The organism is Streptomyces sp. BYX5S (assembly GCF_054724165.1).
In genome coordinates this window covers 5,668,919-5,693,757 of record NZ_CM138829.1, presented here as the reverse complement: position 1 = coordinate 5,693,757, position 24,839 = coordinate 5,668,919, and the positions used below count along the sequence as shown (strand labels likewise).

The 24,839-nt window shown below is 71.4% G+C and carries 19 protein-coding genes; 14 read left to right on the top strand and 5 right to left on the bottom strand.

The window, feature by feature from the left end:
- Window positions 1-125: 125 nt before the first annotated feature.
- Entirely contained in the window at window positions 126-1,955 is a 1,830-nt protein-coding gene (locus ACYBSK_RS25835; RefSeq protein ID WP_460243528.1) for an AMP-dependent synthetase/ligase, read from the bottom strand.
- Window positions 1,956-2,245: 290 nt separating this feature from the next.
- The gene (locus tag ACYBSK_RS25830; protein ID WP_460243527.1) at window positions 2,246-3,109 is read right to left on the bottom strand and encodes a LysR substrate-binding domain-containing protein; all 864 of its coding nucleotides are present in this window, start codon (window positions 3,107-3,109) and stop codon (window positions 2,246-2,248) included.
- A 125-nt stretch (window positions 3,110-3,234) separates the two neighbouring features.
- Here ACYBSK_RS25830 and ACYBSK_RS25825 point away from each other — a divergent pair, with 125 nt between their 5' ends.
- Complete coding sequence (locus tag ACYBSK_RS25825) at window positions 3,235-4,293, top strand: bile acid:sodium symporter family protein (RefSeq protein ID WP_460243526.1); 1,059 nt, start codon at window positions 3,235-3,237, stop codon at window positions 4,291-4,293.
- Here ACYBSK_RS25825 and ACYBSK_RS25820 read toward each other — a convergent pair.
- Both ACYBSK_RS25820 and ACYBSK_RS25815 read right to left on the bottom strand, forming a co-directional pair.
- Window positions 4,223-5,455 (bottom strand): DUF4185 domain-containing protein, encoded by a 1,233-nt coding sequence (locus ACYBSK_RS25820; RefSeq protein WP_460247101.1) that lies wholly within the window; start codon window positions 5,453-5,455, stop codon window positions 4,223-4,225. The genes ACYBSK_RS25825 and ACYBSK_RS25820 overlap by 71 nt on opposite strands.
- A 78-nt stretch (window positions 5,456-5,533) precedes the next feature.
- Window positions 5,534-7,378: an exo-alpha-sialidase gene (locus ACYBSK_RS25815; RefSeq protein ID WP_460243525.1), complete on the bottom strand. Its 1,845-nt coding sequence runs from the start codon at window positions 7,376-7,378 to the stop codon at window positions 5,534-5,536.
- A gap of 244 nt (window positions 7,379-7,622) precedes the next feature.
- Between ACYBSK_RS25815 and ACYBSK_RS25810 the strand changes: the two genes are divergently transcribed.
- Complete coding sequence (locus tag ACYBSK_RS25810; RefSeq protein ID WP_460243524.1) at window positions 7,623-8,504, top strand: sulfotransferase family protein; 882 nt, start codon at window positions 7,623-7,625, stop codon at window positions 8,502-8,504.
- 98 nt (window positions 8,505-8,602) lie between these two features.
- On the opposite strand, the gene fdhD is transcribed toward ACYBSK_RS25810, so the two are convergent.
- Complete coding sequence (gene fdhD, locus ACYBSK_RS25805; protein ID WP_460243523.1) at window positions 8,603-9,451, bottom strand: formate dehydrogenase accessory sulfurtransferase FdhD; 849 nt, start codon at window positions 9,449-9,451, stop codon at window positions 8,603-8,605.
- Between the two features lie 158 nt (window positions 9,452-9,609).
- On the opposite strand from fdhD, the gene ACYBSK_RS25800 reads away from it, so the two are divergent.
- From ACYBSK_RS25800 to ACYBSK_RS25745, 12 genes are all read left to right on the top strand, one after another.
- Entirely contained in the window at window positions 9,610-10,962 is a 1,353-nt protein-coding gene (locus ACYBSK_RS25800) for an OFA family MFS transporter (protein WP_460243522.1), read from the top strand.
- Window positions 10,919-11,065, top strand: coding sequence for an MFS transporter small subunit (locus ACYBSK_RS25795; RefSeq protein WP_457479598.1), 147 nt, complete (start codon window positions 10,919-10,921; stop codon window positions 11,063-11,065). The genes ACYBSK_RS25800 and ACYBSK_RS25795 overlap by 44 nt, the downstream gene beginning before the upstream one ends.
- Window positions 11,066-11,186: 121 nt before the next feature.
- A complete protein-coding gene (locus ACYBSK_RS25790; RefSeq protein WP_460243521.1) occupies window positions 11,187-12,134 on the top strand; it encodes a beta-ketoacyl-ACP synthase III in 948 nt (315 codons plus the stop codon).
- A gap of 163 nt (window positions 12,135-12,297) precedes the next feature.
- Entirely contained in the window at window positions 12,298-12,975 is a 678-nt protein-coding gene (locus ACYBSK_RS25785) for a GntR family transcriptional regulator (protein ID WP_457479596.1), read from the top strand.
- 186 nt (window positions 12,976-13,161) lie between these two features.
- Complete coding sequence (locus tag ACYBSK_RS25780) at window positions 13,162-14,343, top strand: ROK family transcriptional regulator (protein WP_457479595.1); 1,182 nt, start codon at window positions 13,162-13,164, stop codon at window positions 14,341-14,343.
- A gap of 136 nt (window positions 14,344-14,479) precedes the next feature.
- A complete protein-coding gene (locus ACYBSK_RS25775; RefSeq protein ID WP_460247100.1) occupies window positions 14,480-15,964 on the top strand; it encodes a sugar ABC transporter ATP-binding protein in 1,485 nt (494 codons plus the stop codon).
- Between the two features lie 187 nt (window positions 15,965-16,151).
- A complete protein-coding gene (locus ACYBSK_RS25770; protein WP_457481856.1) occupies window positions 16,152-17,084 on the top strand; it encodes an ABC transporter permease in 933 nt (310 codons plus the stop codon).
- A 41-nt stretch (window positions 17,085-17,125) separates the two neighbouring features.
- Window positions 17,126-18,175: a substrate-binding domain-containing protein gene (locus tag ACYBSK_RS25765; protein ID WP_457479594.1), complete on the top strand. Its 1,050-nt coding sequence runs from the start codon at window positions 17,126-17,128 to the stop codon at window positions 18,173-18,175.
- Between the two features lie 58 nt (window positions 18,176-18,233).
- Entirely contained in the window at window positions 18,234-19,469 is a 1,236-nt protein-coding gene (locus ACYBSK_RS25760; RefSeq protein ID WP_460243520.1) for a Gfo/Idh/MocA family protein, read from the top strand.
- A 27-nt stretch (window positions 19,470-19,496) separates the two neighbouring features.
- Window positions 19,497-20,495 carry a sugar phosphate isomerase/epimerase family protein gene (locus ACYBSK_RS25755; protein ID WP_457479592.1) on the top strand — a complete coding sequence of 333 codons (999 nt, stop codon included), beginning with the start codon at window positions 19,497-19,499 and terminating at the stop codon, window positions 20,493-20,495.
- 264 nt (window positions 20,496-20,759) lie between these two features.
- Window positions 20,760-23,219, top strand: a complete 2,460-nt coding sequence (locus ACYBSK_RS25750; RefSeq protein WP_460243519.1) for a PQQ-dependent sugar dehydrogenase — start codon at window positions 20,760-20,762, stop codon at window positions 23,217-23,219.
- A gap of 15 nt (window positions 23,220-23,234) precedes the next feature.
- Complete coding sequence (locus ACYBSK_RS25745; RefSeq protein WP_460243518.1) at window positions 23,235-24,629, top strand: ThuA domain-containing protein; 1,395 nt, start codon at window positions 23,235-23,237, stop codon at window positions 24,627-24,629.
- Window positions 24,630-24,839: the final 210 nt, after the last annotated feature.

Genomic DNA, 24,839 nt, shown 5'->3' with positions numbered 1-24,839 from the left:
TGAGGAGCGGGGTCCGGGGCGGAGCCCCGTGGCCTCAGCCCCGTCGGGGGTGCGCTCTCGGGGCTCCGCCCCGGACCCCGCCGCTCAAACGCCGCGGAGGCTTGAAACGCGCGAGCGGCGACGGATCACAGGGAGCCGTACAGCGCGTCGACCTCCGCCGAGTACGCCGACTCGATCGCCTTCCGCTTCAGCTTCAACGAAGGCGTGAGCAACCCGTGCTCCTCGGTGAACTGATGCGCCAGAATCCGGAACGTACGGATCGACTCCGCCTGCGACACCAGCGTGTTCGCCGCGACCACAGCCCGCCGCACCTCCGTCTCCAGGTCCGGGTCCCGCACCAGCTCCGTCGGCGTCATCGACTGCTTGCCGCGCATGCCGAGCCAGTGCTCCACGGACTCGTTGTCGAGCGTGACGAGCGCCGCGATGTAGGGCCGGTCGTTGCCGACGACGAGGCACTGCGCTATCAGCGGGTGGTCGCGCACCCGCTCCTCCAGTTGCTGCGGCGAGACACTCTTGCCGCCGGAGGTCACGAGGATCTCCTTCTTGCGGCCGGTGATCGTGAGGTAGCCGTCCTCGTCGAGCGAGCCGAGGTCACCCGTGGCGAGCCACCCGTCGTACAGGGAGGAGTCCGTGGCCTTCGGGTCGTTGAGGTAGCCCTGGAAGATGTTGCGGCCGTAGACCCACACCTCGCCGTCGTCGGCGATGTGCACGGACGAGCCGGGGATGGCCTGGCCGACCGTGCCGTAGCGGGTCTGCTCCGGCGGGTTCGCGGTCGCGGCGGCGGTCGACTCCGTGAGGCCGTACCCCTCGAAGACGGAGACACCCGCGCCCTCGAAGAACAGGCCGAGCCGCCGGTCCATGCCGGAGCCGCCGGAGAACGCGTGCCGCACCCGGCCGCCCATCGCCGCGCGCACCTTGGAGTAGACGAGCTTGTCGAAGACGGAGTGCTGCATGCGCAGCGACGCGGAGGGGCCGGGACCCGTGCCGAACGCTCTCGCCTCCTGCGCGTCCGCGTACTTCACCGCGCACTCGACGGCCTTCTCGAACGGCCCCGCCCGGCCCTCGCTCTCGGCCTTGCGGCGGGCCGCGCTGAACACCTTCTCGAAGATGTACGGCACGGCGAGGATGAAGGTCGGCTTGAAGGACTGGAGGTCCGGCATGAGCACGGACGCACGCAGCTCCGGCTGGTGGGCCAGCTTCACGCCGCCGCGGATCGCCGCGACCTCCACCATCCGCCCGAAGACGTGGGCGAGCGGCAGGAAGAGCAGCGTCGCGGGGGTGCGGTCGCGCTTGGAGGAGAACACCGGCTCCCAGTACGCGACAACGGTGTCGGCCTCGTACATGAAGTTGCCGTGCGAGATCACGCAGCCCTTGGGGCGGCCGGTGGTGCCCGAGGTGTAGATGATCGTGGCCGTCGACTCGGGGGTGATCGCGCGGCGGTGCCGGTGCACCGTCTCGTCGTCGATGTGGGTGCCGGACGCGGTGATCTCGTCGACCGCGCCGCCGTCGAGCTGCCACAAGCGGCGCAGCCGGGGCAGCCGTCCGATCACGGTGGCCACGGTCATGGAGTGGTCCTCGTGCTCGACGATCGCCGCGGAGACCTCGGCGTCGTACAGCATCCAGAAGACCTGCTCGGCCGAGGACGTCGGGTAGATCGGGACGACCTGGGCGCCGATGGTCCACAGTGCGAAGTCGAACAGCGTCCACTCGTAGCGGGTGCGCGACATGATCGCGACCCGGTCGCCGAACCGGATGCCCTGCGCGAGCAGGCCCTTGGCGAGGGCCATCACCTCGTCGCGGAACTGGGCGGACGTGACGTCCTGCCACTTGCCGTGCTGGTCCTTGCGGGCCAGGGCGACATGACCCGGTGTGTCCAGGGCATGATCGAACACGGCGTCGGCCAGGCCGCCGACCAGCGGCGCCGACGCCACAGGGGGGTTGGTGAACTCACGCAAAGTTGCTCCTTGTGGCGCTCCGCACAGCGTCGGTGACGGTACCCGACCCGAAGCGCCCGCGGGAGTGCCTTGCACGCGTGGAACAGACGCGGAATTCGCACAGGTCAGAGGTTTATAACGGGCCACAAAGGATGGAGCGGGGCAGACTACTTACGCAAGAGTAAGTTTCGGGAGCGTAATCTCCCGGCCCTCTTCACGAGCCTCCATTGGATCTGTGCAAAGAGGTCACCGGCACGCCGTGTCCCTGTTTTTGGACGGAGTGGTCGGTTCCGGGGACGGTATCACTGCGCCTATCGCGCACCCCGGTGCAGCCGGTCCCCGCCCGCCAGGATGGCCTGCGCGAGTGCCCGCGCCGGCTCGCTCGCGTCCCGGGCCGCGCTGCGCACCACGAAGTCGACCTCGCCCAGCTCCGGAAGCCCCGCCCGCTCCGGCACCCGCACCAGGCCCGGCGGGATGAGGCCCCGGGAGTGGGCCATCACGCCGAGACCCGCCCGCGCCGCCGCGACCAGCCCGTTCAGCGAACCGCTCGTGCAGGCGATCCGCCACGCCCGGCCGTGCCGCTCCAGGGCTTCGAGGGCCAGGGCCCGCGAGATCCCCGGTGGCGGATAGACGATCAGCGGAACGGGCCGGTCCTGGTCGATCCGGAGCCGCTCGGAGCCGATCCACACCAGCCGGTCGTGCCACACGGACTCGCCGCGCGGGTCCTCCGGCCGCCGCTTCGCGAGCGCCAGGTCCAGCTTCCCGGCGTCCAGCTGCTCGTGCAGCGTCCCCGACAGCTCGACCGTCAACTCCAGATCGACCTCCGGGTGTTCGGCCCGGAACGACTCCAGGATCTCGGGCAGCCGGGTCAGTACGAAGTCCTCCGACGCCCCGAACCGCAGCCGCCCGCGCAGCCGCGTCCCCGTGAAGAACGACGCCGCCTGCTCGTGCACCTCCAGGATCCGCCGTGCGAACCCGAGCATCGCCTCCCCGTCCTCCGTCAGGTCCACGGAGTGGGTGTCCCGCGTGAACAGGGTGCGCCCGGTCGCGTCCTCCAGCCGCCGCACGTGCTGGCTCACCGTCGACTGCCGCAGACCGAGGCGGCGCGCGGCCTGCGTGAAGCTCAGCGTCTGGGCGACGGCGAGGAACGTCCTGAGCTGCGAGGGGTCGTACATGTTCCGAACCGTACTCCCGCTCATCACGCGACGCGATCACAGTCAGAGCGGTATACCGGATTCCCGATCACGGTGAAGAGGTGGACGATGGAGAGGGCACGACCTGAACCGAGAGCAAGGAACCAATGAAACGCCTGACCTGGCCCCGCTGGATGCCGATCGACCCGTACATCCTGGCGTTGATCGCGACAGTGGGCCTCGCCGCACTGCTCCCGGCCCGAGGGGCCGCCGCCGATGTCGCGTCGGAGGCCTCCACCGCCGCCGTCGCCTTCCTCTTCTTCCTCTACGGGGCGCGCCTGTCGACCCGTGAGGCGATGGACGGACTGCGCCACTGGCGACTCCACGTCACCGTCCTCGCCTGTACGTTCGTCGTCTTTCCGCTGCTCGGGCTCGCGACCCGCGGCCTGGTGCCGGTGCTGTTGCCGCAGAACCTCTTCGAGGGACTGCTCTTCCTCACCCTCGTCCCGTCGACGATCCAGTCGTCGATCGCGTTCACCTCGATCGCGCGCGGCAACGTCCCGGCGGCGATCTGCGCGGGCTCCTTCTCCTCGCTCGCCGGCATCGTCCTCACCCCGCTGCTCGCGGCGGCGCTGCTCGGCAGCAGCGGCGGCGGCTTCTCCGCCGACTCGCTCGTCAAGATCGTGCTGCAACTGCTCGTGCCGTTCCTCGCGGGCCAGTTGCTGCGCCGCTGGGTCGGCGGGTTCATCACCCGCCACAAGAAGATCCTCGGCTACGTCGACCGCGGCTCGATCCTGCTCGTCGTCTACACCGCGTTCAGCGAGGGCATGGTGCAGGGCATCTGGCACCAGGTCAGCGCGGTCCGGCTCGCCGGTCTGCTGGCCGTGGAGGCGGTACTGCTCGCGATCATGCTGCTGGTGACCTGGTTCGGCGCCAAGGCGCTCGGCTTCGACCGCGCCGACCGGATCGCCATCCAGTTCGCGGGCTCGAAGAAGTCCCTGGCCTCCGGGCTCCCCATGGCGAGCGTCCTGTTCGGCGCGCACGCCTCGCTCGCCGTCCTGCCGCTGATGCTCTTCCACCAGATGCAGCTGATGGTGTGCGCGGTCATCGCCAAGCGCCGCTCCAAGGACCCCGAGGACACGGCCGAGCCCGAGATCACCGCTCGCGCGGGGGACCGAGGCGAAGGGACACGAACCGCGGTCGGTACAGGGACACGTTCCGGCTGAGCTGCGCCTCCGCGGCGGCGGGCGCGGCGTCCAGCCAGTTGACGTCGTAGGACAGCACGAGCCGCCCGTCGCCGCTCAGCTCCGGGTGCGCCTGCGGGTTGTACGCCGCCGTCCGCGAGGGCGAGGCGCCGTCGCGGGGCAGCGGCGGCGTGAACGCCTTCGCCGGGCCGTGCCAGGGGCCCGTCGGCGAGCAGGACCAGTACGAGGTGACCTCGGTCAGCCCCTGCGCGCCCGCCGCGGTGGTGAACAGGACGTACGTGCCGGCGTCCCGCACCACCGTGAACGCGGTGCCCACACCGCTGCGGCGCCCGTCCCCGAGGACCGGCGCCGCGGCCCGCCGCGCCCACCGCTCGCCGTCCCAGTACCGCCAGGCCGGCACGTCGCCGAGCCGTCCCAGCGGGACCCGGGCCACGTACGCGCGATGCACGGCCTTCTGCCCGTCGTCCGCGCCGAACACATACGTCCACCCGCCGTGGTCCACGGCCGTCGTCCCGTACAGCACGCGCCGCGCCGGATCCCGCACCTGCCGCTGGTCGAGGAGTTGCGTGATGCCTTCGAGGCGCAGGTCGGGCAGCGACAGGGTGGCCACCTCCGTCGCGTTCGGCACCCCGTAGACGTACGGGCCCGTGCCCTTCGCCCGCGTCCACAGCAGCACCCGTACGACCTGCCTGCCGTCGCTCTCCTCGACGCGCGCCTCGACCGGCCAGCGCCACTCGCCCGCCGCCGTGTCCGGGAACAGTGGCGCGGCGAGGGTGCGGTCGAGTCGGCCCGAACGGTCCGTCACCACCGCGGAGTTGCGGACGAACGGCGCGTTCGGCTGCCGCCACGCGTGCGACTGCCCGGCGGGGTTGGGCGGCTGGTTCACCGCGCCCAGATACGTGTCGGAGAAGAGCCACAGCAGCCGCCCGTCCGGCAGCCGCACGGAGTGCGTGCCGTCGCCGCCCGTCCAGTCGTCCAGCCGCGTCGCGTCGTCGCCGTAGCGGGCGAACGCGTCGGTGAGCCCCTCGTCCGCCGACCAGGAGGTGACACTGCGCGGCGCGCAACGTGTGTCGCCCTCCCGGTCGGGGAGGGCGACGAACACGACGAGGACGAGGACGAGCGCGGCGAGCAGCACCAGCAGCGGCGCCCCCGGCCCCCGCCGGCCGCGCCGCACCCGCCGCATCCGCTCAACCTCCCGCACGCGACGCGACGTTAATGTGCCGCGCCGCATTGGTCCACGACCGCGCGCCGAACCGTGGGATCAGCCGCCCCGCACCCGGTCGAGCGGCAGCCGCAGAAGGTCGTCGCCGCCCGAGCTGACACGCACGTCGTCGATCGCGCCGGTGAAGTACGCCCGGCTGTCCATGCGCTGCCCGATGTGCACGCCGAACGGCGAGTTCCGGCTCACCGATCCCGGCACGTCGGCGGCGCCGCCGACCTCCACGCCGTCCACCGACAGCGTCAACCTGCCGTCGGCGCGCCGTAGTTCGGCACGGTGCCAGACCCCGTCGTTGTACGCGGACGTGGAGCGCACCGACACCGAGCGGGGCGCCGCCGCGCCGTCCCGGACCGTGATCAGCCCGGTGAGCCGGTTCGACGCCGGTTCGCCGCGCAGCCACACCTGCGGCTGCGTGGTGCCGATGCCGCCCATCCACAGCAGCGGCTGCTCCCCGCTCGTGGCGGTGTAGCGGAACCAGAGCGACGCCGTGAACTCCCTTGTGCCGAGGGGGAGTCGGTTGCTGTACGGTAGCCGCACCGCGTCGTCGACGCCGTCGAGGGCCAGCGCCCCGCCGACCCGTCCGCCGGTCACCTGCGCGCCGCCGAGCACGGCCGCGTCCCGCGCGCCCCGCGCCCGGTCGTCCGTGGTCGGGTCGGGCCCGCGCCGCTCCTTCAGCCAGTCCAGGGTGAACCGGGCGAAGCGGATCTCGTCGCGGGCGTCCACGGCCCCGCCCTCGTACATCAGCCCCACGTGCCCCCGGTCGGCCTGCACCAGGTCCGAGTAGCCCGACCAGTCCGTGGTCACGACGGTGCCCCGGTCGAAGCTCTCCCACGTGCGGCCCCCGTCGTACGAGGAGCGGATCGTCATGGTGCGCCGCCGGTCGGGGTCGCCGGGACAGGCGAGCAGCAGCCGCTCGCCCTTGGCGCCGACGGGCAGCACCGACCCCTGCACCTGCGGCGTGTACAGGTCCGGGACCGCCGAGAACGGACGGGCGAACGACTCGCCGCCGTCCCGGCTGACCGCGTGCGTACGGTGCCCGAGGTCGGTGCCGTCCTGCTCGCGTCCGCTGACGTACACCGTCCCGTCGGGCCGTTCGGCGAGCGTCATCTCCGACGGCTTCTGCCGGAACGTGCCGTCGTCGGCGACCGGCCAGGTGTCCTTGGCGCCGATCCGCCAGTGGTCGCCGCCGTCGTCGCTGACCATCAGCGCCGCGTGGTTGGCGGTGACCCGACTGCCGTTCCACGTCTCGGCGTTGACGGTGAACACGAGGCGGCCGCGGTGCGGGCCCTTGGCGAGCTGGATGCCGTGCACCGGCCCGGTCGCGTACCAGGAGTTGAAGTCGTCGGGCAGCAGCTCGTCGCTCAGATCGCGCGGCCGCGACCAGGTGCGCCCGTCGTCGTCGCTGTACTGGAGGTGCGGAGTCCGGTCGCACGGCACGTCGCAGTTCTTCCCGTCCGTACGCCCCGTGTTGTACGTCTCCGCGAGCACGACGCGGCCCGTCCTGCGGTCCACGATCGGGGCGGGATTGCCGTGCGTGTCACCGGCGCCCTCGTTGACGACCTGGAGCGGCGACCAGGTCCGCCCGCCGTCCTCGGACCGCTTGACGACGATGTCGATGTCACCGGCGTCGGAGCAGTCGTTCGTCCGCCCCTCGGCGAACGCGAGGAGGGTGCCGCGCACGGTCTTCACGACGGCCGGGATGCGGTAACAGGCGTACCCCGGATCCTGCGACGCCTTGAACAACACCTGCTGCTCGAACGGCGGTTGAGCGACTGCCGGGGCGGCGGCCGCCGTGCCTGCCGCGACTGACGCGGGAAACGCGACGGCGACCGCGAGCGCGGCCGCCACCAGGGATCTCGTACGGGTCCGGAACGGTCTTCCGTGCATGGCGCGGCCCACCCTTCGGCTCGTCCGACCAAACGGACATCCGACGTCCAACGTATGCGCCGCGGACGTTACTTGGGCCCCCGCGCACCCCACAAGAACCGTGCGCCGAGGAACGGGATGTGGAAGCGCTGTGCGCCAGATGTGCCGTGCTCCCGTTCCCCGTACGCCATGTGGAGTTCGCCTGCCTCCTCTGAGCTGGTCCGGGAAACGAGAACGGCCGGAACGAGGAAGAGGGTGACACGACGTGTCCGACGCCCGCTGGGACGCGGTACGCAAGGGGTTGCGCCGCAGGCGCAGGCTGCTCGGCCAGGCGTTCAGCCCACCCGCACCCCGTTCCCTGTCCGCGGTCCCGGCCCAGCCCGAGCCGGCCGCGGACGCGCCACCCGTGGAGGCGGCCCCTCGGCTCGTCCCCGACCCGGTGTTCCTGCTCTCCCCGGTCCGCTCCGGCTCCACGCTGCTGCGCGTCCTGCTCAACAGCCACCCCCGCATCCGCGCCCCGCACGAGATGCACCTGCGCACCCTGCACGTCCGGCTCGACCGCGAGTTCAGTCACGACGCGATGCGCGAACTGGGCCTCGACCGGCAGGAGTTGGAGCACATGCTGTGGGACAGGGTGCTGCACCACGCACGATGTCGCGGCGGCGGCGAGGCACCCGTGGTGGTCGACAAGACCCCGGCCAACACCTTCCTCTGGCCCCGCCTGCACCGCGCCTGGCCCCAGGCCCGCTACGTCTTCCTCCTGCGCCACCCCGCCGCCGTCGTCGAATCCCTCACGGCCCGCCGCACCGACCCCGACCTCGACGCCATCCACCACGAAGTCCTCAGCTACGCCGAGGAGTTGGAGCGAGCCCGGCGCAACCTGCCCGGAATCACCGTCACGTACGAGGACCTGACCGCCGAACCCGAACGCGAGACCCGGCGGATCTGCGCCCACCTCGGCGTGGACTGGGACCCGGCGATGCTCGACTACGGCGCCCGCGACCACGGCACCTTCCGCCCCCACATCGGCGACTGGAGCGAAACCATCCGCTCCGGCCACATCCACCCCTCCCGCCCACCCCACAACCCCCAGTCCCTCCCACCCCGCCTCCGTGAACTGGCGAGGGCATGGGGCTACGAGACGTAGGCCGCATTTCAAGCCCCTGCGGCGGTGGCAGTCTCAAGCCCCTGCGGCGATTGAGCAGCGGGGTCCGGGGCGGAGCCCCGTGGCGTTCACCACCCGGTTCAGCCGCTCCCCACTCCCGCCCCCAGAACAATCCGCTCCTCACCCGCGTACACATTCATCGAGCTGCCCCGCAAGAACCCCACCAACGTCAACCCGCTCTCGACCGCGAGGTCCACCGCCAGCGAAGACGGCGCCGACACCGCCGCCAGCACCGGAATCCCCGCCATCACCGCCTTCTGCGCCAACTCGAACGACGCCCGCCCCGACACCATCAGAATCGACCGGGACAACGGCAGCTCCCCGTTCTGCAACGCCCTCCCGACCAGCTTGTCCACCGCGTTGTGCCGCCCCACGTCCTCCCGGATGTCGACCAGCCGCCCCGACTCGTCGAAGAGCGCCGCCGCGTGCAGCCCCCCGGTCCGGTCGAAGACCCGCTGCGACTCGCGCAACCGGTCGGGGAGGGAGGCGAGCAGCTCGGGCTCCATGCGGACCGGGGGAGTGTCGGCGATCGGGAACCGCGCCGTGGTCCGCACCGCGTCGAGGCTCGCCTTGCCGCACAGTCCGCACGACGACGTCGTGTAGACGTTGCGCTCCAGGGTGATGTCGGGCAGGACGACGCCCGGCGCGGTCCGCACGTCGACCACGTTGTACGTATTGCTGCCGTCCTCCGTGGCGCCCGCGCAGTACACGATGTTCTGAAGGTCGGCGGCGGAGCCGAGGACGCCCTCGCTGACCAGGAACCCGGCCGCGAGCGGGAAGTCGTCGCCCGGGGTGCGCATCGTGATGGCGAGCGGCTTGCCGTTCAGCCGGATCTCCAGCGGTTCCTCGGCGACGAGCGTGTCGGGCCGCGTGGACACCTGTCCGTCCCGTATCCGGATCACCTTGCGTCGTTCCGTGACTCGTCCCATGGCTCCCATTCTCCTGTACGGATGGCGCGTGGCCGTGGTCGGCCCGGCACCAGCCGTGACGGGATACTGCCTACAGTATGGAAGCAGCCGGATTCGTCGACAAGAGGAGAGTGGAAAGGGCTTCCCAACACCCGTGCCACTGCCTAACGTTCGGGATCATGAGGCCCCCCGTCGCGCCCCCCGGTTGGAGCCGTTGGCTCGTTCCGCCGGCCGCGCTCTCCGTACATCTCTCCATAGGCCAGGCCTACGCCTGGAGCGTCTTCAAGCCGTCCCTGGAGTCCTCGCTCGGTCTGAGCGGCACCCAGAGCGCGCTGCCGTTCCAGCTCGGCATCGTGATGCTCGGCCTCTCGGCCGCCTTCGGCGGCACGCTCGTCGAGCGCAACGGTCCGCGCTGGGCGATGACCGTCGCGCTCATCTGTTTCTCCTCCGGCTTCCTGATCTCCGCCCTGGGCGCGCTCACCGAACAGTTCTGGCTGATCGTGTTCGGCTACGGCTTCGTCGGCGGCATCGGCCTCGGCATCGGCTACATCTCACCCGTCTCCACACTGATCAAGCGGTTCCCCGACCGGCCCGGCATGGCCACCGGAATCGCTATCATGGGCTTCGGCGGCGGCGCGCTCATCGCGTCGCCGTGGAGCGCCCAGATGCTGGAGTCCTTCCCCACCGGCAGCGGCGGCATCGCCCTGGCGTTCGCGGTGCACGGTGTCGTCTACGCGGTGTTCATGACGCTCGGCGTCCTGCTCGTGCGGGTGCCGCGCCCGGACACCCGGCAGGGGCAGCGCGCCGAGGAGGCGACCGTCGCCGGGCCGCAGGTCTCCGCGAAGCAGGCGATCCGTACGCCCCAGTTCTGGTGCCTGTGGATCGTGCTCACGATGAACGTGACGGCCGGCATCGGCATCCTGGAGAAGGCCGCGCCGATGATCACGGACTTCTTCGCCGACAGCAGCACCCCGGTCTCCGTCTCCGCCGCCGCGGGCTTCGTCGCCCTGCTCTCCGCCGCGAACATGGCGGGCCGCATCGGCTGGTCCTCCACGTCCGACCTGATCGGCCGCAAGAACATCTACCGCGTCTACCTCGGCGTCGGCGCCCTGATGTATCTGCTGATCGTCCTGTGGGGCGACTCCTCGAAGCCGCTGTTCGTGCTGTGCGCGCTGGTGATCCTCTCCTTCTACGGCGGCGGCTTCGCGACCATCCCCGCGTATCTGAAGGACCTCTTCGGCACGTACCAGGTGGGCGCCATCCACGGCCGGCTGCTCACCGCCTGGTCCACGGCGGGCGTCCTCGGGCCGCTCATCGTGAACTGGGTCGCCGACAGTCAGGAGAGCGCCGGCAAGCACGGCGCCAACCTGTACGGCCTCTCCCTCATGATCATGATCGGCCTGCTGGCCGTCGGCTTCGTCGCCAACGAACTGGTACGCCCCGTGCACGCCCGCCACCACGTAGTCCCCGCCCCCAGGGAGCCCCGAGATGACCACGACACCGCCGACCGCGACCGCCGACAGTCCGCCTAGGCGGCGCGGCCTGATCGCCGTCGCCTGGCTGTGGGTGGGGCTGCCGCTCGCGTACGGACTGTACGAACTGGTGCAAAAGGCCACGCAGCTCTTCACCGGGTGACGGTCGGAACTCTCCAAGCAAGGCGGCCTTTTCCTGTCACGGGCCGCCACCCGCTACTCGTGAGTCGCTGACCAGACTGGGAGACCGGACTGGGAGATTCGCAGCTCACGAGGGGGCCCACATGGTCGGATCGCGCATTGTCGGCATCGGGCACCACCAGCCCGCCAGGATCCTCACCAACGAGGAACTGGCGGGCATGGTCGACACCGACGACGAGTGGATCCGCAGCCGTGTCGGCATCCGCACGCGGCACATCGCGGGCCCCGACGAGCCCGTCGACGAGCTCGCCGCGCACGCCGCCGCCAAGGCGCTGGCCTCCGCGGGGCTCACCGCGGCCGACATCGACCTGGTCGTCGTCGCGACCTCCACGGCCGTGGACCGCTCCCCGAACATGGCGGCCCGCGTCGCCCACCGCCTCGGCGTGCCGTCCCCGGCCGCGCTCGACCTGAACGTCGTCTGCGCGGGCTTCACGCACGCCCTGGCCACCGCCGACCACACGCTGCGCGCCGGGGCCGCCCGCCGCGCCCTGGTCGTCGGCGCGGACAAGATGTCCGCCGTCACCGACTGGACCGACCGCACCACCTGCGTGCTCGTCGGGGACGGGGCGGGGGCCGTGGTCGTCGAGCCGTGCGCCGAGGGCGAGGAGCCGGGGATCGGCCCGGTGCTGTGGGGCTCGGTCCCGGAGATGGGCGACGCCGTCCGCATCGAGGGCGAACCCGCCCGCTTCGCCCAGGAAGGGCAGTCCGTCTACCGCTGGGCCACCCGCTCGCTGCCGCCGCTGGCCCGCCAGGCCTGCGAGAAGGCCGGGCTCGCGCCGGAGGACCTCGCCGCGGTCGTCCTCCACCAGGCCAACCTGCGCATCATCGAACCCCTCGCCGAGAAGATCGGCGCCGTGAACGCCGTCGTCGCGCGGGACGTCGTCGACTCCGGCAACACCTCGGCGGCGAGCGTGCCGATCGCCCTGTCCAAGCTCGTCGAGCGCGGCGAACTGGTCAGCGGCGCGCCCGCCCTGCTCTTCGGCTTCGGCGGCAACCTGTCGTACGCGGGTCAGGTCGTGCGCTGCCCGTGACGTGCCGGGGCGCGGTTCCGGGGCACCGGGGGAACACGGGATGTGACGAGGTCAACTCGCACTAGCCGTGGCCATTGTGCTCGGTAAACTGTATTCCAAAGCCAATCCGTTGGAATCTGGAATCGGCTTGCCGGATGCTCCGAAGCCCAGGAGGGGGACCGCGATGTTGTCCACAGGACTGCCGCAAGGGGCGGTGCCCAAGCTCGAACGGCCCGGACCGCTGCGCGAGCGCGTCTACGAGGCGCTGCTCGAACTCATCACGACGCGGGCTCTCCAGCCCGGCCAGCACCTGGTCGAGAGCGAACTCGCCGGGCACCTCGGCGTCTCGCGCCAGCCGGTGCGCGAGGCGTTGCAGCGCCTGAACACCGAGGGCTGGGTGGACCTGCGTCCCGCGCAGGGCGCCTTCGTGCACGAGCCGACCGAGGAGGAGGCCGACCAACTCCTCAGCGTCCGTACGCTGTTGGAGGCCGAGGCCGCCCGGCTCGCGGCGGCCAACGCGGGCAAGACCGGCATCGCCGAGCTGGAGGCGCTGTGCGCCAAGGGCGAGCAGGCCGTCGCCGACGGAGACGTCGACCTCGTCGTCGCCACGAACGCCGAGTTCCACGCCAAGGTCATGGAACTCGCCGGCAACGTGGTCCTCGGTGAACTCGCCGGACAGGTCGACCGCCGGGTCCGCTGGTACTACCAGCCCGTCGCCCGGCAGCGCGGCAAGCAGTCCTGGATCGAGCACCGGGAGCTGATCGCGGCGATCTCGGCGCGTGACGAGGCGCGGGCCACGGCCGTGATGCGCACGCACACCGAGCACACCCGCGAGACGTACCACCACCGCGACGAGGCCTGACGCAGCCCCTTCCCCGCCTCCGGCGAGAGGCTTTGTCCTGTCGCCGGAGAAAGTCGGGGCCAATTCGCGCGCAACTTCTTCCCGCACCGGGCAGCCGCTGCTACGTTCCCCATCGAAAGACAGAGCGAGCGCACGGCACCAGCACCCGAAGAGGCCCGAAGCGGCGGGGAGGGGCACGTGAGACGCATGACGGCTCGACCCGCCAACGCGCACCAGGCGCGCCTGCTGCGGCTGCTGCGCGACGCAGGTCCCAACTCCCGCGCACAGCTGGGCGATCAGGTGGAACTGTCCAGGTCCCGGCTCGCCGTGGAAGTGGACCGCCTCCTGGAGACCGGCCTCGTGGTCGCCGACGGACTCGCCGCCTCGCGCGGCGGCCGCCGCTCCCACAACGTCCGGCTCGCCCCCTCGCTCCGCTTCCTCGGCGTCGACATCGGCGCGACCTCGGTCGATGTCGCCGTCACCAACGCCGAGCTGGAGATCCTCGGTCACATCGCCCAGCCGATGGACGTACGCGAGGGTCCCGTCGCCGTCTTCGAGCAAGTCCTCGCCATGGCAGCCAAGTTGAAGGCGTCCGGGCTCGCCGAGGGCTTCGACGGTGCGGGCATCGGGGTCCCCGGGCCGGTGAGGTTCCCCGAGGGCGTGCCGGTCGCGCCGCCGATCATGCCCGGCTGGGACGGCTTCCCGGTCCGCGAGGCACTCAGCCAGGAACTGGGCTGCCCCGTCATGGTCGACAACGACGTGAACCTGATGGCGATGGGCGAGCAGCACGCCGGCGTCGCCCGGCAGGCCCGCGACTTCCTCTGCGTCAAGATCGGCACCGGCATCGGCTGCGGCATCGTCGTCGGCGGCGAGGTCCACCGCGGCACCACCGGATCGGCCGGCGACATCGGGCACATCCGCGTCGAGCAGGACGGCCGACCGTGCGCCTGCGGCAACAAGGGCTGTCTGGAGGCCCACTTCAGCGGCGCGGCCCTCGCCCGTGACGCCGAGGCCGCTGCCCGCGACGGACGCTCGGCGGAGCTCGCCGCGCGGCTGGAGAGCGCGGGCCGGCTCACCGGCGCCGACGTCGCCGCGGCCGCCGCGGCAGGCGACACCACCTGCCTCGACCTGATCCGGGAGGGCGGCAACCGCACCGGGCAGGTCATCGCGTCCCTCGTCAGCTTCTTCAACCCCGGGCTCGTCGTCATCGGCGGCGGGGTCACCGGACTCGGCCACACCCTGCTGGCCGCCCTGCGCACCCAGGTCTACCGCCAGTCGCTCCCCCTGGCGACCGGCAACCTCCCCATCGTTCTCGGGGAGTTGGGGCCCACCGCCGGAGTGACCGGCGGCGCCCGACTGATCAGCGACCACCTGTTCTCACCCGCGTAACGCGCACCGTCGCACCTCCCGCGCCACCCGTACCCGTACGAGGCTCAGCCCCGCCCTGCCCCGAAACCGGTCCGCACCCGCCCCGAGGGAATCCGTCATGGCACCCGAAACGGCCCCGGCAGCACCGCTGCTCACCATGTCCGGCATCACCAAGTCGTTCCCCGGCGTGCGCGCCCTGGACGGCGTCGACCTGGAGGTCCAGGCCGGGGAGGTGCACTGTCTGCTCGGCCAGAACGGCGCCGGGAAATCCACCCTGATCAAGGTCCTCGCCGGGGCCCACCAGCCCGACGGCGGCACCATCACCTGGCACGGCGAGGAGGTCGCGCTGCGCTCTCCGATCGCCGCGATGCGCCTCGGCATCGCCACCATCTACCAGGAACTCGACCTGGTGGAGGGCCTGTCCGTGGCCGAGAACGTGTACCTCGGGCACGAGCCGACCTCCGGCGGCTTCGTGGTGCGCGGCCGCGCGGCCCGCGAGGCGACGGCCGCGCTGCTGCGCCGGCTCGGCCACCCGGAGATCGACCCCGAACGCCTCGTCGGCCAGTTGTCCGCCGCCCACCAGCAGATCGTCTCCATGGCCCGCGCGCTCTCCCACGACGTCCGGCTCATGGTCATGGACGAGCCGTCCGCGGCGCTCGACCCCGACGAGGTCGAGAACCTCTTCCGGATCGTCGGCGACCTGACCGCCGAAGGCGTCGCCGTCGTCTACATCTCCCACCGCCTGGAGGAGATCCGCCGCATCGGCGACCGCGTCACCGTCCTCAAGGACGGCCGCGCCGTCGCCGTCGGACTGCCCGCCGAGTCCACCCCGACCCGCGACGTCATCGCCCTGATGACCGGCCGCAACGTCGAGTACGTCTTCCCGGACCGGCCGCACGCGAGGCCCCGCACGGAACCCGTCCTGAAGGTCGAATCCCTCTCCCGCAAGGGCGAGTTCGCAGCCCTGGACCTGGAGCTGCACCCCGGCGAGATCGTCGGCCTCGCCGGTCTCGTCGGCTCCGGACGCTCCGAGATCCTGGAGACGATCTACGGGGCTCGGAAACCGACGACCGGTCGGATCAGCGTGCAGGGGCAGCCGTTGCGCACCGGAAGCGTGCGCGCCGCCGTCCGCGCCGGGCTCGGACTCGCCCCCGAGGAGCGCAAGGCGCAGGCCCTGCTGATGCTGGAATCGGTCACCCGCAACGTCTCCGTCTCCTCCATGTCCCGTTTCTCGTACGGGGGTTGGCTCGACCGTGGCCGGGAGCGCGAGGCCGCCCGCGGCGCCACCCGCGAACTCTCCCTGCGCCCCGAGGACCCCGCCGTGCCGGTGCGCACGCTCTCCGGCGGCAACCAGCAGAAGGCCGTGCTCGCCCGCTGGCTGCTGCGCGGCTGCCGGGTGCTGCTGCTCGACGAGCCGACCCGCGGCGTCGACGTCGGCGCCCGCGCCGAGCTGTACGCCGTGATCCGCCGCCTCGCCGACGAGGGCCTCGCCGTCCTCCTCGTCTCCAGCGAGGTCCCCGAGGTCCTCGGCCTCGCCGACCGGGTCCTGGTCCTGAGGGAGGGCCGGGTGATCCACGAGTCCCCGGCGACGGACCTCGACGAACACGGGGTCCTGGACCTGGTCCTGGAGGGATCCCGGTGAGCGCCCCGCGGACCGAAGCGGTCCGCGAGCCACCGCCGAGCCCGCCGCACCCCCGCCGCCGGCCCACACCCCGGCCGACCCCATCCGCCTCCCGAAGGGACCTGGCGTCATGACACACCCCGCACCCGCCGCCAGCCCGGCGGCCCCGGAGACCGCCCCCGCCAAGCACAGGCCCCGCGCCGTCCGGATGGACGTCCGCACGGTGACCCTGCTCGGGGTGCTCGCCGCGCTCGTCGTGATCGGCGGCATCACCCAGCCCGACTCCTTCCTGGACACGGACAACCTGCAACTCGTCCTCACCCAGGCCTCCGTCATCGGCGTCGTCACCGTCGGCATGACCTTCGTGATCATCTCCGGCGGCATCGACCTCTCCGTCGGCGCCATCGTCGCCCTCGCCGGGGTCTGGGCCACCACCGTGGCCACCCAGGAGTACGGGTTCCTCGGCGTGCTGTTCACGGCGATCGCGGTCGGTGTCGGCTGCGGCCTGGTCAACGGCGTACTGATCGCGTACGGCGCCATGGTCCCGTTCATAGCCACCCTCGCGATGCTCGCCTCCGGGCGCGGCCTCGCCCTCCAGATCACCGACGGCAAGACCCAGATGGTCACCGTGCCGGGCGTGCTGAAGCTGGGCGAGCGCGACTCGTACGTCCTCGGGATCCCGCCGCTCGTCCTGGTCTTCGCCGTGGTCACCGTGATCGGCTGGCTCGTCCTCAACCGCACCACGTTCGGCCGCCGCACCGTCGCCGTCGGCGGCAACGCGGAGGCCGCCCGCCTCGCCGGCATCGACGTGCGCCGCCAGCGCCTCTACCTCTACCTGCTCTCCGGCCTGTGCTGCGGCATCGCGGCCTTCCTGCTGATCGTGCTCTCCGGCTCCGGCCAGAACACCAACGGCAACCTGTACGAACTCGACGCCATCGCCGCCGCCATCATCGGCGGCACCCTGCTCACCGGCGGCCGCGGCACCATCGTCGGCTCCGTCCTCGGCGTCCTGATCTTCACCACGATCCAGAACATCTTCGCGCTGAACAACCTGCAGAGCGACGTCCAGCAGATCGCCAAGGGCGCCATCATCGTCGTGGCGGTCCTGGTGCAGCGGCGCACGGCCAACACCACCACCTGACCTTGCAGAACCACGCGGAACCATGGGGAAAGGGACACGCCATGCCAGAAACGACGAGTCGCCGAGGACTGATCTTCGGCGCGGCCGCGGCCGTCACCGCGGGCGGCCTGCTCACCGCCTGCACGAGCAACGAGCCGAGCGACAAGAGCGACGAGAAGAAGGCCGCCGACCAGCCGGTCGCCGACGACAAGCCCGGCAAGCAGGTCACCATCGGCTTCGCGGGACCGCAGGCCGACCACGGCTGGCTCAACGCCATCAACGACAACGCCAAGGAACGCGCGAAGAAGTACTCGGACGTCACCCTGGAGACCACCGAGGGCTCCAACGACACGGCCGCGCAGATCGGCCAGGTCGAGACGCTCATCAACAAGAAGGTCGACGTCCTCGTCGTGCTGCCCGCCGACGGCAAGGCGCTCACCCAGGTGGGCCTCAAGGCGATGCGCGCGGGCATCCCCGTCGTGAACCTGGACCGCATCTTCAACACCCCGCAGGCGTACCGCTGCTGGATCGGCGGCGACAACTACGGCATGGGCCTCAACGCCGGGCACTACATCGGCGAGAAGCTCAAGGACACGAAGAACGCCAAGGTCGTCGAGCTCGCCGGCCTCGACAACCTCGAACTCACCAAGCAGCGCACCGAGGGCTTCGACGCCGCCCTGAAGAACTACCCGAACATCAAGAAGGTGGCCCGCCAGGCCGCCGAGTTCACCGTCGAGTCGGGGCAGGCCAAGATGTCCCAGCTCCTCCAGGCGCAGAAGGACTTCGACGCCCTGTGGAACCACGACGACGACCAGGGCGTCGGCGCCCTGCGCGCCATCGAGCAGGCGGGCCGCGACGACTTCCTGATGGTCGGCGGCGCGGGCGCGCTCTCCGCGTTCGAGGAGATCAAGCAGGACCGGGGCGTACTGAAGGCCACCGTCCTGTACCCGCCGACCATGGCGGCCTCCGCGATCGACCTCGCCCGAGCCCTCGGCCAGGGCAAGGGCATCAGCGGCATGGCCGAGTTCGAGATCCCCGCCCACGTGACCCTGTACTCGGCCGTCGTCGACAAGACGAACGTCGACCGGTACATGGAGACCGGCTTCAAGTGAGGCGGCCCGCCCGTACGACGCATCCCATGGACACCGCGCGCACGAGGAGGACTTCCAGATGGCAAGCACGGGCACGAACGGGGAACCGGGGGACGGTGCCGCGGACCCCGGCACCGCACCGCCCGTCCTGGGCGTCGGCATGGTCGGCTACGCGTTCATGGGCGCCGCCCACTCCCAGGGCTGGCGCACCGTGGGCCGCGTCTTCGACCTGCCGCTCGCACCCGGGCTCGCCGCGATCTGCGGCCGTGACGCCGAGGGGGTGCGCGGCGCGGCGGACCGGCTCGGCTGGGCCGCCGCCGAGACGGACTGGCGGGCGCTGATCGCCCGGGACGACGTCGACCTGGTCGACATCTGCACGCCCGGTGACAGCCACGCGGAGATCGCCGTCGCGGCCCTGGAGGCGGGCAAGCACGTCCTGTGCGAGAAGCCGCTCGCCAACTCGGTCGAGGAGGCCGAGGAGATGGCGGAGGCCGCCGAACGGGCGCACGCGCGCGGCCAGTTCGCGATGGTCGGCTTCAACTACCGGCGGGTCCCGGCCGTGGCGCTCGCCCGGCGGCTGGTCGCCGAGGGCCGCATCGGCACCCTGCGGCACGTGCGCGCCCGCTATCTCCAGGACTGGCTCGTCGACCCGGCGTTCCCGCTCACCTGGCGGCTCCAGAAGCCGCACGCGGGCTCGGGCGCCCTCGGCGACCTCGGCGCGCACGCCGTGGACCTCGCCCAGTACCTCGCGGGCGAGCCCGTGGCCGGTGTCTCCGCGCTCACCGAGACGTTCGTGCGCGAACGCCCGCTCCTCGACGGCGCGTCGTCCGGGCTCTCGGCGGCCGGGGGCGGTGACGCCGGCACCGGGCCCGTCACGGTCGACGACGCCGCCCTGTTCACCGGGCGCTTCGCCTCCGGCGCCCTGGCCTCCTTCGAGGCGACCCGCTTCGCGACCGGCCGCAAGAACGCCCTGAGCATCGAACTCAACGGCTCCCACGGCTCGTTGAGCTTCGACCTGGAGCGCCTCAACGAGCTGTCCTTCCACGACCACACCGAACCCGCCGAGCGGGGCGGCTTCCGCCGCATCCTCGCCACCGAGCCGGGACACCCGTACCTGGAGGCGTGGTGGCCGCCCGGCCACGGCCTCGGCTACGAGCACACCTTCACCCACCAGGCCCGCGACCTCGTGACCGCCATCGCCGAAGGGACGCAGCCGCGGCCTTCGTTCGCCGACGGACTCCAGGTGCAACGCGTCCTCGCGGCGGTCGAGGAGAGCGCCGCCAAGAACTCCGTCTACACCCCGATCCCGGCCTGAGCGCCCGCGACCCGGAAGGAGCCACCCATGCCCCGCCCGTTCACCCTCTTCACCGGTCAGTGGGCCGACCTGCCGCTCGAAGACGTCTGCCGCATCGCCCGCGACGCCGGGTACGACGGCCTCGAACTCGCCTGCTGGGGCGACCACTTCGAGGTCGACAAGGCCCTCGCCGACCCCGACTACGTCAAGGGCCGCCACGCCCTCCTCGACCGGTACGGCCTGCGCTGCTGGGCCATCTCCAACCACCTCGTCGGGCAGGCGGTCTGCGACGCCATCATCGACGAACGCCACGAGGCGATCCTGCCGCCGCGCATCTGGGGCGACGGCGAGGCCGAGGGCGTACGGCAACGGGCCGCCGCCGAGATCAAGGACACCGCCCGCGCGGCCGCCGCCCTCGGCGTCGACACCGTCATCGGTTTCACGGGATCGGCGATCTGGCACCTGGTGGCCATGTTCCCGCCCGTCCCCGAGACCATGATCGAGCGCGGCTACGAGGACTTCGCCGACCGCTGGAACCCGATCCTCGACGTCTTCGACGCCGAAGGGGTCCGCTTCGCCCACGAGGTCCACCCCAGCGAGATCGCCTACGACTACTGGACCACGCACCAGGCACTCAAGGCCGTCGGCCACCGGCCGGCCTTCGGCCTGAACTTCGACCCGTCCCATTTCGTGTGGCAGGACCTGGATCCCGTCGGCTTCCTCTACGACTTCAAGGACCGCGTCTACCACGTCGACTGCAAGGAGGCCCGCAAGCGCCTCGACGGCCGCAACGGCCGCCTCGGCTCCCACCTGCCCTGGGGAGACCCGCGGCGCGGCTGGGACTTCGTGTCCGCCGGCCACGGCGACGTGCCCTGGGAGGACGTGTTCCGGATGCTCCGCTCGATCGACTACTCCGGGCCGATATCGGTCGAGTGGGAGGACGCGGGCATGGACCGCCTCCAGGGCGCACCGGAGGCCCTGACCCGCCTCAAGGCCTTCGACTACGAACCGCCCTCCGCGTCCTTCGACGCGGCGTTCAACAGCTGAGGCCGAAGCCGCAGCCGCGCGACGGGAAGCAGTGGTCGCGCGGCCGCCCAGCCATGCCCGAATCCTGCTTTGTCCTGATGTGGGGAAAAGCTCAACCAATAGCCGCACAAGGTCTGTTCGGACGGGACGAACACAGCTAGCGTCCTCCCTCGAACGTACGCACGGCACGCACCGCACACACATGGCACTCACGGCACAGATCCCTCCGGGGTGACGGCGCACCCCGGCGCATCGCACGACCCGCCCCTCTGTCCGGAGGAACCCGTGCACAGGAAACGCCTGAGAACCCGCAACGCACTCGCCCTGCTCACCGGCACCCTGCTCGCCGCCGCCTCGCTCACCTTCACCGCGGCGGCGGCCCCCGCGTCCGGCCCGGCGACCGCTGCCGAAGCGGCCGCGGCCGAGGACTTCCAGCAGGTCACCCTCGCCAAGGGCGCGGAGGAGGTCGGCGAGCCCATGTCGCTCGCCGTCCTGCCGGACCGCAAGGTCCTGCACACCTCCCGCGACGGTGTCCTGCGCCTGACCGACGAGAACGGCACCACCAAGGTCGCCGGCAAACTCGACGTCTACACCCACGACGAAGAGGGCCTCCAGGGCGTCGGCGTCGACCCGAACTTCAGCGAGAACCGCGCGATCTACCTCTACTACGCGCCCCCGCTCGACACCCCGGCCGGTGACGCCCCCAACGACGGCACCGCCGCCGACTTCGCCCCCTTCGACGGCTACAACCGGCTCTCCCGGTTCACGCTCAACGCCGACGGCACGCTGAACAAGGAGTCCGAGAAGAAGGTCCTCGACGTCCAGACCTCGCGCGGCATCTGCTGCCACGTCGGCGGCGACATCGACTTCGACAAGGACGGCAACCTGTACCTGTCGACGGGCGACGACTCCAACCCCTTCGCCTCCGACGGCTACACCCCCATCGACGAGCAGAGCACCCGCAACCCGGCCTACGACGCCCAGCGCTCGTCCGGGAACACCAACGACCTGCGCGGCAAGATCCTGCGCGTCAAGGTCGCCGACGACGGCTCGTACACCATCCCGGAGGGCAACCTGTTCGCCCCCGGCACCGACAAGACGCGCCCCGAGATCTACGCCATGGGCTTCCGCAATCCGTTCCGGATGAGCGTCGACCAGCCCACCGGCATCGTCTACGTCGGCGACTACGGGCCCGACGCGGGCACCGCCGATCCGGGCCGCGGCCCCGCGGGCCAGGTCGAGTTCGCCCGCGTGACGAAGGCCGGCAACTTCGGCTGGCCCTACTGCACCGGCGACAACGACGCCTACGTCGACTACGACTTCGCGACGAAGACCTCCGGCGCGAGCTTCGACTGCGCGGCGCCGAAGAACAACTCGCCGCACAACACCGGCCTCACCGACCTGCCGCCCGCGCAGGCCGCGTGGATCCCCTACGACGGCGGCTCCGTCCCGGAGCTCGGCTCCGGCTCCGAGTCCCCGATGGCCGGACCCGTCTACCGCTACGACGCCGCCAACACCTCCCCGGTGAAGTTCCCCGAGGCCTACGACGGCGACTTCTTCGCCGGCGAGTTCGGCCGCCAGTGGATCAAGCGGATCGAGCAGGACGCCGACGGCAAGGTCGCCTCGATCAACCCGTTCCCCTGGACCGGCACCCAGGTGATGGACATGGCGTTCGGCCCCGACGGCGCGCTGTACGTCCTCGACTACGGCCTCTCCTGGTTCGGCGGCGACGAGAACTCCGCCCTGTACCGCATCGAGAACGCCACCGACGGCCACTCGCCGACCGTCGACGCCAAGGCCGACAAGACCTCCGGCCAGGCCCCCCTGAAGGTCAAGTTCACCTCCACGGCCTCCGACGCCGACGGTGACACGCTCACCTACTCCTGGAACTTCGGCGACGGCACCACCGGCACCGGCGCCGCGCCCAGCCACACCTACAAGAAGAACGGCACCTACACCGCGACCGTGACCGTCAAGGACACCTCGGGCCGCACCGGCAGCGCCGACGTGCACCTCGTCGTCGGCAACACCGCGCCCAAGGTGACCCTGGAACTGCCCGCCGACGGCCAGCTGTTCACCTTCGGCGACGAGGTCCCCTTCAAGGTGAAGGTCACCGACCCCGAGGACGGGGCCATCGACTGCTCCAAGGTCAAGGTCACCCACATCCTCGGCCACGACAGCCACGGTCACCCGATCACCTCGGCCACCGGCTGCTCCGGCACCATCCAGACCAGCGCCGACAGTGAGCACGACCCGAACGCCAACGTCTTCGGAGTCTTCGACGCCGAGTACACCGACAAGGGCGCGAACGGCCAGCCGGCCCTGACCACGCACGACCAGCACGTCACCCAGCAGAAGCACCGCCAGGCCGAGCACTACGGCGACTCCAAGGGCGTCACGGTCGTCAGCCACGACACCGCCCACGGCGGCAAGGCCGTCGGCACCATCGAGAACGGCGACTGGATCTCCTTCACCCCGTACGCCATCGGCAACGCGACGTCCCTGAAGGCGCGCGTCGCCTCCGCGGGCCCCGGCGGCACCCTGGAGATCCGCACGGGCTCCGCCACCGGCCGGCTCGTCGGCAAGGCCACGATCGCACCGACCGGCTCCTCGGAGACGTACACCGACGTCACCACCACCATCAGCAAGGCGCCCACCAGGAGCACCACGCTCTACCTGGTCTTCAAGGGCGGCAGCGGCAAGAACCTCTTCGAGATCGACGACTTCACCTTCACCACGGACTGAGAGGAGCAGGACCGCATGCGCACCACCGCATCGCTCGGCCTCGCGACGGCCGCCGCCGCCCTGCTCATCGGCGGGCTCACGGCCCCGGCCACCTCGGCGCCCCAGGGCGCCGAGGCCCGGGACCGGGTCCTGGTCTTCTCCAAGACCGCCGGGTTCCGGCACGACTCCATCCCCGAGGGCATCGCGGCCCTCAAGGAACTCGGCGCCGCCGCCCGTCTCACCGTCGACACCACCGAGGACGCGACCGCCTTCACCTCCGGCAACCTCGCCCGGTACAAGGCCGTCGTCTTCCTCTCCACCACCGGCGACGTGCTCGACGCCGCCCAGCAGAAGGCCTTCGAGGGCTACGTCGCCAAGGGCGGCGGCTACCTGGGCGTGCACGCCGCCGCCGACACCGAGTACGACTGGGACTACTACGGCGGCCTCGTCGGCGCCTGGTTCCAGGGCCATCCCGCGATCCAGCCGGCCACGGTCCGCGTCGAGGACCACAGCCACCCGGCCACCCGGGGTCTGCCGGACGCCTGGCAGCGCACCGACGAGTGGTACAACTACCGCTCCAACCCGCGCGACCAAGTGCACGTCCTCGCGTCCCTCGACGAGACGACGTACAGCGGCGGCACCATGAAGGGCGACCACCCGATCGCCTGGTGCCAGAACTACGGCGGCGGCCGCGCCTTCTACACCGGCGGCGGACACACCAAGGAGTCCTACGCCGACCCCGCGTTCCGCGGCCATCTGCGCGGCGGCCTGAAGTACGTCACCGGCAAGGCCACCGCCAACTGCCGCCCGAACACCGGCTACCGGGACATCTTCAACGGCGAGACCCTCGACGGCTGGAAACAGGCCGGACCGGGCGGCTTCACCGTGGACCCGGCGAAGGGCACGCTCACCAGCCAAGGCGGCATGGGCCTGCTCTGGTACCAGGCCAAGGAGCTGGAATCGTACTCCCTGAAGCTCGACTGGAAGATGGCGAGCGAGGGCGGGGACGACAACTCCGGTGTCTTCGTGGGCTTCCCGGCCTCCGACGACCCCTGGTCCGCCGTCGACAAGGGCTACGAGATCCAGATCGACGCCACCGACGCGCCCGACCGCACGACCGGCGCGGTCTACTCCTTCCAGTCCGCCGACCTCGCGGCCCGTGACAAGGCCCTGAAGCCGCCGGGGGAGTGGAACTCCTACGAGATCAGGGTGCGGGGCGAACGCCTCCAGGTGTTCCTCAACGGAGCCGAGATCAACGACTTCGTCAACAAGGACCCCGCGCGGAGTCTGACCGACGGCTACATCGGTCTGCAGAACCACGGCGACTCCGACCAGGTCTCCTTCCGCAAGATCCGCCTGAAGGAGCTCGCCGCCACGTCCGACACGGGCGCGCTGCCCGGCGCGGAAGCACTGCCCGGCGCGGGCGACTAGGACGGCGGCGGGCGAGGGACGCCGGACCCCCGCCCGCCGCCTTGCCCCGCCATGCCCGGCGGGGCGCCCGTCGGGGCCGTGACGGGTGTCGGGTCCGGCCCCGGGCTCGGCACCACCCACGGCCCCGACCTCGGCCGTGCGTACGTCCCCGCCCCTGACCGCGACCCCGTCCCCGTTCCGCACCGCGCGCCCGGTGGCGCGTGTCGCTCC

Coding starts and splice junctions, on each gene's coding strand:
- ACYBSK_RS25830 (WP_460243527.1), bottom strand. CDS start 3,109: ATGTACGACCCCTCGCAGCTCAGGACGTTCCTCGCCGTCGCCCAGACG.
- ACYBSK_RS25825 (WP_460243526.1), top strand. CDS start 3,235: ATGAAACGCCTGACCTGGCCCCGCTGGATGCCGATCGACCCGTACATC.
- ACYBSK_RS25820 (WP_460247101.1), bottom strand. CDS start 5,455: ATGCGGCGGGTGCGGCGCGGCCGGCGGGGGCCGGGGGCGCCGCTGCTG.
- ACYBSK_RS25815 (WP_460243525.1), bottom strand. CDS start 7,378: ATGCACGGAAGACCGTTCCGGACCCGTACGAGATCCCTGGTGGCGGCC.
- fdhD (WP_460243523.1), bottom strand. CDS start 9,451: ATGGGACGAGTCACGGAACGACGCAAGGTGATCCGGATACGGGACGGA.
- ACYBSK_RS25800 (WP_460243522.1), top strand. CDS start 9,610: ATGAGGCCCCCCGTCGCGCCCCCCGGTTGGAGCCGTTGGCTCGTTCCG.
- ACYBSK_RS25795 (WP_457479598.1), top strand. CDS start 10,919: ATGACCACGACACCGCCGACCGCGACCGCCGACAGTCCGCCTAGGCGG.
- ACYBSK_RS25790 (WP_460243521.1), top strand. CDS start 11,187: ATGGTCGGATCGCGCATTGTCGGCATCGGGCACCACCAGCCCGCCAGG.
- ACYBSK_RS25785 (WP_457479596.1), top strand. CDS start 12,298: ATGTTGTCCACAGGACTGCCGCAAGGGGCGGTGCCCAAGCTCGAACGG.
- ACYBSK_RS25780 (WP_457479595.1), top strand. CDS start 13,162: ATGACGGCTCGACCCGCCAACGCGCACCAGGCGCGCCTGCTGCGGCTG.
- ACYBSK_RS25775 (WP_460247100.1), top strand. CDS start 14,480: ATGTCCGGCATCACCAAGTCGTTCCCCGGCGTGCGCGCCCTGGACGGC.
- ACYBSK_RS25770 (WP_457481856.1), top strand. CDS start 16,152: ATGGACGTCCGCACGGTGACCCTGCTCGGGGTGCTCGCCGCGCTCGTC.
- ACYBSK_RS25765 (WP_457479594.1), top strand. CDS start 17,126: ATGCCAGAAACGACGAGTCGCCGAGGACTGATCTTCGGCGCGGCCGCG.
- ACYBSK_RS25760 (WP_460243520.1), top strand. CDS start 18,234: ATGGCAAGCACGGGCACGAACGGGGAACCGGGGGACGGTGCCGCGGAC.
- ACYBSK_RS25755 (WP_457479592.1), top strand. CDS start 19,497: ATGCCCCGCCCGTTCACCCTCTTCACCGGTCAGTGGGCCGACCTGCCG.
- ACYBSK_RS25745 (WP_460243518.1), top strand. CDS start 23,235: ATGCGCACCACCGCATCGCTCGGCCTCGCGACGGCCGCCGCCGCCCTG.